Consider the following 14,083-nt stretch of genomic DNA (forward strand, 5'->3'; position numbering starts at 1 on the left):
TGGGCATGAAGCCCTCGCTGCTGGCCGGGCCGCTCGACTGGCTCATGGACAAGTCGCTGCTGCTCGGTTACACCAAGATCGGGCCCGTCGTGCGACGGCACTGGTGGCCGCCAGACGTCCTGCCGGGTGCTCTGGCCGGCGAGCACGTCCTCGTCACCGGGGCGAGCGGGGGACTGGGCCTCGCGGCCGCAGTCGGCATCGCCCGCCTGGGTGCGACCGTGCACCTCGTCGGCCGGCGACACGACCGCCTCGTGACCGCCCGGGCAGCGGCCCTCCAACAGGTGCCCACGGGTCGCTTCGAGCTGGCGGAGTGCGATGTGAGCGACCTCGACGCCGTGCGTGGCTTCTGCGCCGAGTTCGCAGCGCGGACACCGCAGCTGCGCGCCCTCGTCCACAACGCCGGCGTCCTGCCGCCGGCGCGCACGACGTCGGCGCAGGGCCATGAGCTCACCCTGGCCACCCATGTCCTCGGACCACACCTCATGACGACGCTGCTGGCGGACACCCTGGGAGGGGGACGGGTCGTCGTCGTCTCGTCCGGTGGCATGTACGGCCAGCGGCTGCCGACGTCGGACTTCGAGTACGAACGGGGCACCTACTCCGGCGTGACCGCCTACGCCCGCACGAAGCGCATGCAGGTCGCCCTCACCCCGCTGTGGGCGGCCGACCTCGGTCCTCGGGGCGTCGACGTGCAGGCGATGCACCCCGGTTGGGCGGCCACTCCCGGGGTGACCGACGCCCTACCGGGGTTCGCCAGGCTGATCGGCCCGCTCCTGCGGTCACCGCAACAGGGTGCCGACACGGTGGTCTGGCTCGCGGGGACCCCTGCGCGCCTCCCCAGCGGCAGGTTCTGGTGCGACCGCCGGCCGCGCCCCACCCACTACGCCGCCCCGCTCGGCGTCGAGAGTGAGGTCGACCTGGAGCGACTGTGGGAGTTCGTGACCGCCGCGACCGCGCAGGCCGCGGACGGCAGCGGCTGATCGAGGTCCGGTCCCGATCGGTGAGGTGCGACGGCCTACACTCGGGCGACCTCCCGAAAGGAGCGGCACCACCGTGGCACTGCTCGACTCGATCGACGGACCGGACGATCTCAAGACCATAAGCCCGGCCGACATCCCGGCCCTCGCCCAGGAGATCAGGGACTTCCTCGTCACGTCCGTGTCGCGCACCGGTGGCCACCTCGGGCCCAACCTTGGGGTCGTCGAGCTGACCATCGCCATCCACCGGGTCTTCGACTCCCCGCACGACACCGTCGTCTTCGACACCGGCCACCAGTCCTACGTCCACAAGCTGCTCACCGGGCGCCAGGACTTCGGCGGGCTGCGGACCAGGGGCGGGCTGTCGGGCTATCCCAGCCGCGACGAGTCCGAGCACGACGTCGTCGAGAACTCTCACGCGTCGACGTCGTTGTCGTGGGCGGACGGCATCGCCAAGGCGCGCCGCCTCACGGGCCAGCGGGACCGGCATACGGTCGCGGTCATCGGCGACGGGGCACTCACGGGCGGGATGGCGTGGGAGGCGATCAACAACATCGCCGCGGACAAGGACCTGCCCCTGGTCATCGTCGTCAACGACAACGAGCGGTCCTACGCGCCGACCACCGGTGGCCTCGCCGACCACCTGGCGACCCTGCGGACGACGCGGGGCTACGAGACCTTCCTCGACTGGGGCAAGAGCACCTTGTCGCGAACGCCCGTCATCGGCGGCGTGATGTACGGCGCGGTCCACGGCATGAAGAAGGGGATCAAGGACATCGTCGCCCCGCAGGGGATGTTCGAGGACCTGGGGCTGAAATATCTCGGCCCGATCGACGGTCACGACGAGCCGGCCGTCGAGTCGGCGCTGCGCAAGGCCCGCTCCTTCGGCGGTCCGGTGCTCGTGCACGTGTTGACCCAGAAGGGCAGGGGCTACGACCCGGCCCGCAACGACGAGGCGGACCGATTCCACGCGGTCGACAAGATCAACCCCGAGACCGGCCTGCCGCTGCAGATCAAGGGGCGGATCTGGACCGACGAGTTCAGCGACGCGCTGCTCGACGTCGCGCAGGACCGGGACGACGTCGTCGCCATCACGGCCGCGATGCTCATCCCCGTCGGACTGCGGACCTTCGCCGAGCGCTACCCGGACCGAGTCTTCGACGTCGGCATCGCCGAGCAGCATGCAGTGACCATGGCCTCGGGGCTGGCCTTCGGGGGTCTGCACCCCGTCGTCTGTGTCTACGCGACGTTCCTCAACCGGGCGTTCGACCAGCTGCTCATGGACTGCGCGCTGCACCGGGCGGGGGTTACCTTCATCCTCGACCGGGCCGGCGTGACAGGCACCGACGGCGCGTCGCACAACGGCATGTGGGACATGTCGGTCACCGGCCTGGTCCCCGGCCTGCACCTGTGCGCCCCGCGTGACGCCCGCGAGCTCACCCGGGCCCTCGCGGAGGCCGTCGACATCGACGACGCCCCCAGCGTCATCCGCTTCTCCAAGCAGAACCTGCCTGCGCCTCTCCCTGCAGTCCGCACAGCGGGGACCGTCGACGTCCTCCTCGAGCCGGGCCCGGACACCAGTGTCGACCTGCTGCTGGTCGGGCTGGGTGAGATGGCCACCACGGCGATGTCGGTCGCGGACAAGCTCACCGCCCAGGGGCGCACGACCCGGGTCGTCGACCCCCGGTGGTGCCTCCCCGTCAGTGACGACCTCGTCGGCCTCGCGCGGAACGCCGGCGCCGTGGCCGTGATCGAGGACAACCTCGTGATCGGGGGAGTCGGGTCGCAGGTCGGCCAGGCGCTGCGCGACGCGGGGCTGCACCTGCCGGTGCACCTGCACGGCATACCGAAGCAGTTCCTTGCACACGCCTCAAGGGGTGAGGTCCTCGAGGAGATCGGGCTGACGCCCGACGCCATCGCCGACCAGCTCGCGGCGGCCCTCGACCGGTGAGCACCTCCGCGGGCCCTCAGGGCGGGGGGCCGTTGGTGGGCATTCATATCCGGGTGGAGGCTGTTGTGGGGCCGCCGCCCCACGAACGCGCCCTGGTCCCTCCCGTAGCCTCGCTCCCCATGGCGGGGTGGGCACTCGTGCAACGGTGCACGAGGGTGTCCAGGACCTCGGCGCTGGCATCATTGCCCCAGGCGCTTAGGCAGGTCCTGTCGCAGCCGCTGTTCATCCTGGGTCTGCTCCTCGCCGTCCACTTCGCCCGTCGGGGCTGACCGGCCCGGGCCGCAGGTCCGTCCGCAGAGGAGAGTGACCATGGACCGGGACACCGCCGGGTTCCGCATCGAGCTGGCCGAGGGCAGCCTCGACATCCACGACCTCACGGGGGGTGACGCCGGGGGGAGCGTCCCCCTCGTCGTGGCCGTGCACGGGATCACCGCAAACGGACTGAGCTGGCAGTGCGTCGCGGATGAGCTCTCCCGACGCCGAGGTCCCGGCTCGGTGCGCTTCCTCGCTCCCGACCTGCGGGGCCGGGCCGACAGCCGCGGCGCGGGCGGACCCTACGGGCTCGCGACCCATGCCGAGGACCTGGTGAGCATCATCGACGTCCTCGGGGCCAGGCCGGTCCTCGTCGGTCACTCGATGGGCGCCTTCGTGTGCGCTCTCACCAGTGCCCTTCACCCCGACCGGGTCTCCGGCGCCGTGCTCGTGGACGGCGGGTTCGCCTTCCCGCCACCGCCGGGACTGGACGTCGACGCCGTCCTGCACGCTGTCATCGGTCCGGCCATGGCGCGGCTCAGTATGCGCTTCGCCAGGCCGGAGGCCTACGTGGACTTCTGGCGGGAGCACCCGGCGGTCGGGCCGGCACTGAGCGGTCAGCAGGGTCCCGAGGTGCGGCGATATCTCCTGCACGACCTCGTCCCGGCCGCTGACGGCACGGGAGAGTGGGTGAGCTCCTGCCGGCTGGAGGCCGTGAGGGCCGATGGCGCCGACGTCCTGGCCGATCGGCAGACTCATTCCGCCGCGGTGAAGGCCGTTGCGGCCGGCGTGCCGATCGAGCTGGTGTGGGCCGCGCGTGGCCTCATGGACGAGGCGCAGGGCCTCTACGACGAGGACCGGATCGCGGCGCTGGACCTGCCGGCTCAGGTGCGGATCACCGCAGTGCCCGACACCAACCACTACACGATCATCCTCGGCGACCGGGGAGTGGCCGCGGTTGTCGACGCGATCGAGCGGACGCTGGGGCCCACCGACCGCTGAGGGCGCTGGCCTCCGCAGGGGGGCGCCGCCGCTCCGACATCTCGCCGGGTGGTCCGGCTTCTGCCACCGTGCCCCAACGCCTCCACGACCCGCGCAAGCCGCTGGGCCAAGGGGGTCGCGGCCCGATCCGGGTCACCGGGCGGTCCACCCGCCGTCCATGCTCATCGACGCCCCGGTGATCGAGGCGGACGACGGGCCACAGAGGAAGGCGGCCAGGTCCGCGACCTCGGCGGGTTCGATGAGCCGCTTGACCGCGACGGAGGCGAGCATGATGCTCTCCATGACCTCCGACTCGGGTATGCCGTGGGTGGCCGCCTGGTCGGCGATCTGCTTCTCCACCAGGGGAGTCCGGACGTATGCCGGGTTGATGCAGTTGCTTGTCACGCCCTTGGCGGCACCCTCGAGGGCGACGACCTTGGACAGGCCCTCGAGCCCGTGCTTGGCCGTGACGTAGGCGCCCTTGAACTCGCTCGCCCGCAGACCGTGCGCGCTCGAGACGTTGATGACGCGGCCCCAGCCCTGGGCATACATGTGCGGCAGGGACTGCCGGATCAGGCGGAAGGGGGAGTGCAGCATCAACCGCAGGATGAGGTCGAAGCGCTCCAGTGGGAACGTCTCGAGGGGCGCCACGTGCTGGATCCCGGCGTTGTTGACGAGGATGTCGACGTCCGTCGGCAGGGCCGCGAGCCCGTCGAGGTCGGCGAGGTCCGCCACGAGCGGGGTCACCCTGGCCAACGACGCACACCGGGTCAGGCCCGCCTCGTCGCGGTCGACGGCATACACGCCGGCGCCCGCGGCCACGAGGCGCTCGACGGTTGCGGCGCCGATCCCGCTGGCGGCTCCGGTGACCATGGCGGTCCGGCCCGAGAGGTCGATCGGGGCGCCCAGCCGGGACTCTTCGGTCGGTGACATGGCTCGAGACTAGTCAGCCACGAGACTCAGATGTCGCGGAAGACCTCGATCGTGGCGCCGAGGGCGTTGAGCCGGTCGGCGAGGTCCTCGTAGCCTCGGTTGATGACGTAGACGTTGCGCAGCACCGACGTGCCGGGTGCGGCGAGCATCGCCAGCAGCACGACGACGCCGGGGCGCAGCGCTGGCGGGCACATGACCTCGGCGGCGCGCCAACGGGTGGGACCCTCGATGAGCACCCGGTGCGGGTCGAGGAGCTTGACCCGGCCGCCGAGTTTGGTGAGCTCGGTGAGGTAGATGGCGCGGTTCTCGTAGACCCAGTCGTGGAGCATCGTCGTGCCCTCGGCCTGTGCGGCGATGAGCGCGAAGAAGGGCAGGTTGTCGATGTTGAGGCCGGGGAACGGCAGCGGGTGGATCTTGTCGATCGGCGCGCGCAACGGCCCGGGCACCGTCGTGAGGTCGACGAGTCGGGTGTGCCCGTTGGCCGAGCGATACTCCTCGGAGATCTCGTAGGTCATCCCCATCCCCTCGAGGGTCGCCAGCTCGATCTCCATGAACTCGATCGGCACCCGGCGGATGGTGATCGTCGAGTCGGTGACGACGGCGGCGGCGAGCAGGCTCATCGCCTCGATGGGGTCCTCGGACGGCGCGAACTCGACGTCGACGTCGATCTCCGCGACGCCGTGGACGGTCAGGGTCGTCGTGCCGATGCCCTCGATCCGCACGCCGAGCTTCTCGAGGAAGAAACACAGGTCCTGGACCATGTAGTTGGGGCTGGCGTTGCGGATCACCGAGACGCCATCGTTGCGGGCCGCGGCGAGCAGGACGTTCTCGGTGACGGTGTCACCGCGCTCGGTGAGGACGATGGGTCGCGTTGGCCGGACACTGCGGTCCGCCTGGGCGTCGTAGAACCCGTGCGTCGCGGTGACGTCGAGACCGAAGGAGCGCAGCGCCGCCATGTGCGGTTCGACCGTGCGGGTGCCGAGGTCGCAGCCGCCGGCGTAGGGCAGCTGGAAGTGTGGGTAGTCGTGCATGAGCGGCCCGAGGAACATGATGACGGTCCGGGTGCGCCGCGCCGCCTCGACGTCGATGCCGTCGAGGTCGAGCTTGTCCGGCGGGATGATCTCGAGGTCGTTGCTGTCGGGCAGCCAGCGGGTCCTGACGCCGATCGAGCCGAGCACCTCGAGGATCCGGTTGACCTCCTCGATGCGGGCGAGACTGCGCAGGGTCGTCTTGCCCCGGTTGAGCAGCGACGCGCAGAGCAGGGCGACGGCGGCGTTCTTGGACGTCTTGACGTCGATCGACCCGTGCAGCTTGGTGCCGCCGACGATGCGCAGGTGCTGGGCACCGGAGTGGCCGAGCGAGACGAACTCGGAGTCGAGGCTCTCGCCGATCCGGGCGAGCATCTCCAGGCTGAGGTTCTGCTGGCCCTGCTCGATCCGGGCGACGGCGCTCTGGCTCGTCGCCAGCGACCTGGCGAGGTCGGCCTGGGTCATCTGCTTGTGTCGGCGCGCGTCGCGGATGAGGGAGCCGATGCGGACGAGGTAGTTCTCGGTCATCCCCGGAGGCTATCTCACATATGAGATAATCCGTTCGAGGGCAGGGTCGGCGTGTCCCCTCCACCCAGACGCTGGCTCTTCAGCTGAGTTCTTCCGGACAGGGGTGATGGTACGTGGGCTCGTCCCCGAGCTGCTCAGCTGTCACCCATCTGGCCGACCAGGCTGGTCATCGCCACGCTGGCCATCGTGTTGGGTAGGTGAGCGTCAGCGACAAGGCGGCTGTCCCTCGGGGACTGCGTCCGTACGGATTCGAGCCTTGAGCGCCCGCGCTGGTCTCCGGGGTGACGTCGGCGTCTGTGGTGGGCCGGGAACATGGACGCGCCGTCGAAGTCGCCCCCTTCTTCCGCGGGAGGCGGGCTGTTGCTCACTGGCGGGAGGGGCGACGGTCAGCGCCGCGTCTTGGGCCCGTACAGCGCCCTGGTGGGCTTCGGGGACGTCAATTGCGCGTCGGTCGAGGACGTCGTCGTGGTCGTCGTAGGGCGCGAGGTGCACGCGGGGCTCCAGGTCGGCGCCTGACAGGATGCGGCACAGCAGCGGCCAGGACGGTTGACGGGTGCCGGACTCGATGGCGGCAATCACGGATTGGGGGACGCCCGAGCGGGCCGCCAGATCGCGCTGTGACATTCCGGTGTGGGATCGAGCGAGACGCGCAAGGTTCCCGGCGAATCGCTCGGTGTTTTTGATGACGGCAGGGGCTCGGCTCGGCACCCCTTGACGATACCGGATCCGCGATCACTCACCAGTCGGTCGACGCATGACCTGTGCTCGGCTCACCCGCTGTCGCCGCTCGCGAGCATCGGTCACCCGCTGCATCTGGCCCGCAACAGCGGCACCTCACCGATGTCATCGGCCCACCACCTGACGGAGCGCCCGCCGTGGACGCGGGCGACTCACAGCCGCCGTCCGCTAACACAGTGAGATCACCCTGCCGGTAGCAGTCCAGTCCACCGTCCATGGTCCGACCGTGCCTGCTCACCGAGAGACCATCCACGTCCTCAAGACGATGGCGCAGACGCGGTCCCCCGGGGATCACCTTCGCTGCAGCGCCGGACGGCCGCTGGTAACGGCGGCGTTGCCATCAGCACGAGAACGAAGACGAGGTATGCCGTGAAGGCGAGTTCCCGGCATACCTCGTCGCTCGTGGGGTCCCCGGTCAGACGGGGACGCTCGCGACTCCCCGGGGGAGGAACCGCTTCCCGGTCACCTTCTCAGAGATGCCGGTGCGGTCGAGCAGCGGGGTCAGTCCACCGTTCCAGAACTGGAACCCGGCGCCGGTGATCATGGCGAGGTCGAGGTCCATCGGTGCCTGCGCGACGCCCTCGTCGAGCATGATCCGGGCCTCCAGCGCGAGCGCTCCGAGGACCCGCTCGCGGATCTCCGTGGGAGGCAGCAGGACCGGCTCGGCGGGAGCAGGCAGCAGCGCCGCGACCTCCGGGTCGAGGACCGGCCTGCCCCCGGACCAGGTGTAGAAGCCCGGCTTGCCCGCCGCGACGACGGCCCTGAAGCCCTCCGAGACGTGGAAGCGTTCCGGGAAGGCGCGAGCCAGCGTCTCGAGGTTGTGCAGGGCGATCGCTGGTCCGACGAGGCCGAAGAGGACGAACGGCGGCATCGGGGCGAGGCCGGCGAAGGCGCTGTCCGCCACCTCGATCGGGGTGCCCCCGTCGACGATCCGGCCGATCTCGCTGGCCAGCCGGCCGAGCAGCCGGTTGGCGATGAACGACGGGGTGTCCCTGACGAGGACGCATGTCTTCCTGAGGGTCTTGCCCGTCGCGAACGCGGTGGCGAGGGTCGCGTCGTCGGTCCCCTCGCCGGGGATGATCTCGAGCAGCGGCATGACGGTGACGGGGTTGAAGAAGTGGAAGCCCACCACTCGCTCGGGGTGCGCCAGGCCCGACGCCATCTCGCTGATCGACAGGCTGGAGGTGTTCGTGGCGAGGACGCACGTGTGACTGACGACCGCCTCCACCTCCGCGAAGACCTGCTTCTTCACCGACATCTCCTCGAAGACCGCCTCGATGACGACGTCGGCGTCGGCGAAGCCGTCCTTGGACGTCGAGCCGGTGACGAGGGCCTGATATCGGCGGAGGCGGTCCGGGCTGAGGCGGCCCTTGGCAGCGAGCTTGGCCAGCCCGGCGTGCACGAAGGCCACGCCCTTGTCGACCCGGCCCTGGTCGAGGTCGGTCAGGACCACCGGCACCTCCAGCCGCTGGACGAACAGCAGCGCCAGCTGGCTCGCCATCAGCCCGGCGCCGACGATGCCGACCTTGGTGACCGGGCGCGCCAGAGCCCTGTCCGGCGTCCCGGCCGGCCGCTTGGCGCGCTTCTGGACGAGGTCGAAGGCGTAGAGCCCGGCGCGCAGCTCCTCACCCATGAGCAGGTCGGCGAGGGCCTCGTCCTCGGCGGCGAAGGCGTCGTCACGAGAGGCGGTGCGGGCGGCGAGGACGAGCTGGATGGCGCGGTAGGGCGCAGGGGACTGGCCACCGGTCCTGACGTTCGCGACACCCTTGGCTGCCTCGGCTGCAGCGGCCCAGGTGGCCTCGTCGCGCTCGACCTGAGGGCGCGCGAGGGTCGTGGCACCGGAGAGGACGGACGCCGCCCAGGCGAGCGACTCCTCGAGGAAGTCGGCGGGCTCGAACATCACGTCGGCGATGCCGAGCTCAAAAGCCTGCGGGCCCTTGAGCATTCGGTTGGTGTTCATCGGGTTCTCGATGATGACCTTGAGCGCGTCGACGGGCCCGATGAGGTTGGGCAGCAGATAGCACCCGCCCCACCCGGGGACCAGCCCCAGAAAGGTCTCTGGCAGGGCGAGCGCCGGGACGCCCGCCGAGATGGTGCGGTAGTCGCACGACAAGGCCATCTCGACGCCCCCACCCATCGCGGCGCCGTTGAGGAACGCGAAGGTCGGGACCTCGAGGTCCATGAGCGTCGCGAAGGCCCGGTGGCCGGCCCGGGCGATGGCCACGGCGTGGTGGCGCTCGGTGACCTTGGGCACGCCGGTGAGGTCGGCGCCCACCGCGAAGATGAAGGGCTTGCCGGTCACCCCGACGGCCTGGATCTCACCGGCGGTCGCGCGCTGCGCAAGTCGGTCGAGCGTCGCCTGGAGCCCGGTGAGCGTCGCCGGCCCGAAGGTGTTCGGCCTGGTGTGGTCGAACCCGTTGTCGAGCGTGACCAGGGCGAGGGTGCCGGCGCCCCCGGGGAGGTCGACGTCCTGGACCGGGGTCCAGGTGATGACCTCGTCGGGGAAGAGGGCACTGAGGTCTGGCGAGGTGCTCGCGCCGGTGCCGGCTGGGGGCTGGGTGGGCTGGGTCGGCGTGGTCATGCTGAGGACACCTTCTCGGTTCCGTAGTCGGCGTGGTGCGGGTTCTCCCAGATGCACGAGCCACCCATCCCGATGCCGATGCACATCGCGGTGACGCCGTAGCGCACCTCGGGGTGGTCCTCGAACTGACGGGCGAGCTGGGTCATCAGCCTTACGCCGGACGAGGCGAGCGGGTGTCCGACGGCGATGGCGCCGCCGTACTGGTTGACGCGTGGGTCGTCGTCGGCGATGCCGAAGTGGTCGAGGAAGGCGAGCACCTGCACCGCGAACGCCTCGTTGAGCTCGAAGAGGCCGATGTCCTCGATACCGAGACCCGCGCTCTTCAGGGCCTTCTCGGTGGCCGGGACCGGGCCGATGCCCATGACCTCCGGCTCGACGCCGACGAACGAGTAGCTGACCAGCCTCATCCGGATCGGCAGACCCAGCTCGGTGGCGGCCTCCTCGCTGGCGAGGAGGCAGGCGGTCGCGCCGTCGTTGAGCCCGGCGCTGTTGCCCGCCGTGACCCGGCCGTGCGGCCGGAACGGGGTCTTCAGGGCGTCGAGGCTCTCGAGCGTCGTCCCGGGGCGCGGCGGCTCGTCGACCGTGGCGAGGCCGAAGCCCTTCTCCGCATGGCGGGTGGCCACGCTGACGAGGTCGGGCTGAATCTTGCCGTCGCGGTAGGCCTGCGCGAGCTTGTCCTGCGAGGACACGGCATACGCGTCGGAACGGTCCTTCGTCAGCTGCGGGAAGCGGTCGTGGAGGTTCTCGGCGGTCGAGCCCATGACGAGCGCGGAGGGGTCGACGATCTGCTCGGCGAGGATCCGCGGGTTGGGGTCGACGCCCTCACCCATGGGGTGGCGGCCCATGTGCTCGACGCCACCCGCAATGGCGATGTCGTAGGCACCGAACGCGATCGAGGAGGCGGTGTTGGTCACCGCGGTCATCGCGCCGGCGCACATCCGGTCGACGGAGTAGCCGGGCGTCGTCCTGGGCAGCCCCGAGAGCAGCGCCGCCGTGCGGCCGAGGGTCAGGCCCTGGTCGCCGATCTGGGTCGTCGCGGCGATGGCGACCTCCTCGACGCGCTCCTTGGGCAGCTCGGGGTGGCGGCGAAGCAGCTCGCGGATGCACTTGATGACGAGGTCGTCGGCGCGGGTTTGGGCGTAGACACCCTTGTCGCCGGCCTTGCCGAACGGGGTGCGCACGCCGTCGACGAAGACGACCTCGCGCAAGGAGCGGGGCATGGGATGCCTCCTGAAGGCAATCGGGAGCGGGGGGCCGGCTGGTCCCGGGTCCGATGCTACTCGTCGGTAACCAGGGGGCTGCGCGCAGCCGTGTGTGAGCGTCGCCACTGGGGCACCGGATCAGCTTCCTCGACAAGGCCCAAGGCAGGTGAGGCCGCTTCCAGTTGGGACAGATCACTGACCGCCAAGGATGTTCGGCTGGTCCACCAACTGCGGCGTGAGAGCCAGCCACTGTTCTGCCGTGATGCTGTGGCTTTGCTCGGCGAGGCGAACGGCGCTGGTCGTGGCGCCGCTCCAGCCGACGTAAGCGACCAGCCCGGGTGCAGGCTCCCATGCCACCGTGCCGTTGCCGCCCAGCACGGTGGACGCGACTGCCGGAGACCCGTTCACGGTTGCGACCGGTGTGACGTCGACGCCATACAGGGCGTCCTCGAACCCGCCGCCGGCCGTGACACCGGTGTAGGTGAGACCGAGATTGCCGTCGTCATAGCGGATCTCGTGCACCAGCGGCAACCGTGCCCGGGGGGGTCCGTAAGCCGAACGACAAGCGGTGACGTAGCCGGGTCGAACGTCCGAGTGCCTGATTGCGTGAGCACAGACCCGCCCGGTCACCTTCCCGGTGAGCGGGCGTTTTGCAGACGAGGTCGAGGGATGCTCCTGCCAGACCAGCATCACGACGAGCGAGCCCTGGAGGCGAATGGCGCGGTATCGCCGATCGTGTCGTTGTCGATCGCGTTGTTGCCGTTCCGCGTTGAGCAAGGCATCGGAGTTCCACGGGTCGCGAAACGGGGATCGAGACATCAAACCTGCGGACGACTCTATTGCGGCGCGGTCCGCCGTGCCAGCTGCCCTGTCCGCTTCCGGACCAGATCCCGCTGGGCACCGCGCACGGGTCAGGCGTGGTCGGAACAGGCCTGCGCGAGGATAGGCGCGGCGATGTCGATCTGCCAGTTACGCGCCCCCATCCTCTCGAGCGCCGAGCGGAAGCTCGTTTCGTCCGGGGCGGCGGGCGGGGTCCACAGCGCACGGCGCATGACGTCCGGGGTCAGGAGGTTCTCTGCTGGCACTGAGTGCTCCTGCGAGAACGCCGCCAGCGCCTCGCGGCTCTGGGCGAGCCGGGCGGCCGCGACCGGGTCGCGGTCGGCCCAGGCCCGAGGTGGCGGCGGACCCACCCCGGGGAGGTTCAGCGGGGGCAGCTGGGCCTCGGGCACGGCGTTGGCCCGGTGGATCGCGTCGATCCACGCCCGGACGTTGCGACGCGCCGACCGCAGCTCACGCACACCCTCGATTTCGGCCGGCGAGCTCGGCGAGGCGAGGGCCAGCTCGACGATGACGACGTCGGGCAGGACGCGGCCGGGCGAGGTGTCCCGCTGCTCGGCCAGCCGGTCGCGCGTCTGCCACAGTTCGCGGACGATGGCCACCGCCCGCCGCTTGCGGACTTTGTGCATGCCGGACGTGCGCCGCCAGGGGTCGACCCGCGGCGGCGGACCGGCGAAGGACAACAGGGCCTCGAACTCCTGCCTCGCCCACTCCGACTTGCCCTGGCTCTCGAGGTCGGCGGCGATGGCGTCGCGCAGCTCGATGAGGACCTCGACGTCGAGCGCGGCGTAACGCAGCCACGGTTCGGGCAGCGGGCGAGTCGACCAGTCCACCGCCGAGTGCTCCTTGGCGAGGGACAGACCGAGATAGTGCTCCACGGCGGCGCCCAGGCCGACCCGGGGCAGGCCGACCAGCCGCGCACCGAGCTCGGTGTCGAAGAGCCGCGCCGGTCGAAGGCCCACCTCGGCGAGGCAGACGAGGTCCTGCGTCGCGGCATGGAGCACCCACTCGGCGTCGCCGATCCCTTGCGCCACGGGACCGAGGTCGGGGCAGGCGATCGGGTCGATGAGCCAGCTGCCCGAGCCCTCTCGGCGCAGCTGGATGAGGTAGGCCTTCTGTCCGTAGCGGTGGCCGGAGGCGCGCTCCGCGTCGATGGCGACCGGTCCGCTCCCGGCAGCGAGGGCCTGACCGGCCTCGACCAGACGGTGCTCGTCGACGACGATGTCGGGCACCCCTCCGACGGGAGACAGCAGGGGGATGAGGACCCGGTCGGGATCCAACTCGCCCTCCCCGTCCGCCTCCTCGGCGACCGGGTCGACCCAGTCGGCCTCGTCGACGACCGCGGGAGCCACGCTCAGCTCGGGTGACGTCCCGCCGGTCTCGGACGCGTCCGTCCGCTCGGGGTCGCCGTCACCCGCGCGGGGTCGAGTCGTGTCGCTGCTCACGCCCCCGACCCTATGCGGTCGCCGCGGAGGGTCACCGTCGCTGGCCGGGGAGGGCCACGACGCCGTCCGGCAGCGGAGGCAGACCGGCGATCGTGCACAACAGGTCGGACCATGCCAGCAGGTGGGCACCGAGGTCGCTGCCGTGCGGGGTCCACGACGCGCGGACCTCCATCTCCACGGTGGGCTCGCGATCCGACAGACCGGCGAAGCTCTCGGACACGACGCGGGTCACGGTGCCGGCCTCGGCGCCGTAGTCGACGCCGCGCGACTCGAGGGCGTCGATCAGCCACGACCAGCCGACCGCGCCGAGCATCGGGTCACCGGCGACCTCGGGCTCGAGCTCGGCCCGGGCGAAGGTGACCGCGCGCCACTCGCCCTCCCACGGCTGCGGGGAGGACGGGTCGTGCAGCAGGACGAACCGGCCGGAGGCCAGCTCCTCGTCGTCGGAGGCGGAGGCCACGACCTCGGCCGTGAGGGCCACGGCGTACGGAGCAATGCGTTGCGGCGCCGGCACCTCGGTGATCCGGACCTCAGGCCGCAGCCGGGCATCACGCAGGGCCGAGACGGCCCGCGTGAACTCAGCGGACTGCTCACCTGGAAGGGTTCGACCACGCACCCCCTGAGAGTAGG

General features: G+C 70.8%; 10 protein-coding genes and 1 pseudogene. 3 read left to right on the plus strand and 8 right to left on the minus strand.

Annotated features, from left to right (window positions below; translation table 11 throughout):
* Positions 1–5: 5 nt before the first annotated feature.
* The 3 genes from ACLL9L_RS11775 to ACLL9L_RS11785 all read left to right on the plus strand — a co-directional run bounded on the left by ACLL9L_RS11775 (position 6) and on the right by ACLL9L_RS11785 (position 4,182).
* A complete protein-coding gene (locus ACLL9L_RS11775; RefSeq protein ID WP_411284852.1) occupies positions 6–980 on the plus strand; it encodes an SDR family NAD(P)-dependent oxidoreductase in 975 nt (324 codons plus the stop codon).
* A 73-nt stretch (positions 981–1,053) separates the two neighbouring features.
* Positions 1,054–2,928, plus strand: a complete 1,875-nt coding sequence (gene dxs / locus ACLL9L_RS11780; protein WP_411284853.1) for a 1-deoxy-D-xylulose-5-phosphate synthase — start codon at positions 1,054–1,056, stop codon at positions 2,926–2,928.
* A gap of 309 nt (positions 2,929–3,237) precedes the next feature.
* Positions 3,238–4,182 carry an alpha/beta hydrolase gene (locus ACLL9L_RS11785; protein ID WP_411284854.1) on the plus strand — a complete coding sequence of 315 codons (945 nt, stop codon included), beginning with the start codon at positions 3,238–3,240 and terminating at the stop codon, positions 4,180–4,182.
* A 132-nt stretch (positions 4,183–4,314) separates the two neighbouring features.
* Here ACLL9L_RS11785 and ACLL9L_RS11790 read toward each other — a convergent pair whose 3' ends face one another.
* The 8 genes and pseudogenes from ACLL9L_RS11790 to ACLL9L_RS11825 form a co-directional block, all read right to left on the minus strand.
* Entirely contained in the window at positions 4,315–5,094 is a 780-nt protein-coding gene (locus ACLL9L_RS11790; RefSeq protein ID WP_411284855.1) for a 3-hydroxybutyrate dehydrogenase, read from the minus strand.
* Between the two features lie 26 nt (positions 5,095–5,120).
* Positions 5,121–6,650: a helix-turn-helix domain-containing protein gene (locus ACLL9L_RS11795; protein WP_411284856.1), complete on the minus strand. Its 1,530-nt coding sequence runs from the start codon at positions 6,648–6,650 to the stop codon at positions 5,121–5,123.
* 552 nt (positions 6,651–7,202) lie between these two features.
* Positions 7,203–7,274: pseudogene (locus tag ACLL9L_RS11800) on the minus strand (helix-turn-helix domain-containing protein); the annotation flags it as partial.
* A 529-nt stretch (positions 7,275–7,803) separates the two neighbouring features.
* On the minus strand, positions 7,804–9,969 hold the full coding sequence (locus ACLL9L_RS11805) for a 3-hydroxyacyl-CoA dehydrogenase NAD-binding domain-containing protein (protein WP_411284857.1): 2,166 nt from the start codon (positions 9,967–9,969) through the stop codon (positions 7,804–7,806).
* The gene (locus ACLL9L_RS11810) at positions 9,966–11,189 is read right to left on the minus strand and encodes a thiolase family protein (protein WP_411284858.1); all 1,224 of its coding nucleotides are present in this window, start codon (positions 11,187–11,189) and stop codon (positions 9,966–9,968) included. Before ACLL9L_RS11810 ends, ACLL9L_RS11805 begins: the two co-directional genes overlap by 4 nt.
* A 174-nt stretch (positions 11,190–11,363) precedes the next feature.
* Positions 11,364–11,693: a hypothetical protein gene (locus ACLL9L_RS11815; protein WP_411284859.1), complete on the minus strand. Its 330-nt coding sequence runs from the start codon at positions 11,691–11,693 to the stop codon at positions 11,364–11,366.
* Between the two features lie 389 nt (positions 11,694–12,082).
* Entirely contained in the window at positions 12,083–13,453 is a 1,371-nt protein-coding gene (locus ACLL9L_RS11820; RefSeq protein WP_411284860.1) for an HRDC domain-containing protein, read from the minus strand.
* Positions 13,454–13,484: 31 nt separating this feature from the next.
* The gene (locus tag ACLL9L_RS11825) at positions 13,485–14,069 is read right to left on the minus strand and encodes a DUF3000 domain-containing protein (RefSeq protein ID WP_411284861.1); all 585 of its coding nucleotides are present in this window, start codon (positions 14,067–14,069) and stop codon (positions 13,485–13,487) included.
* Between the last annotated feature and the right edge of the window lie 14 nt (positions 14,070–14,083).

Origin of the sequence: Lapillicoccus sp., assembly GCF_046595215.1 — a bacterium.
GTDB lineage: Bacteria > Actinomycetota > Actinomycetes > Actinomycetales > Dermatophilaceae > Lapillicoccus.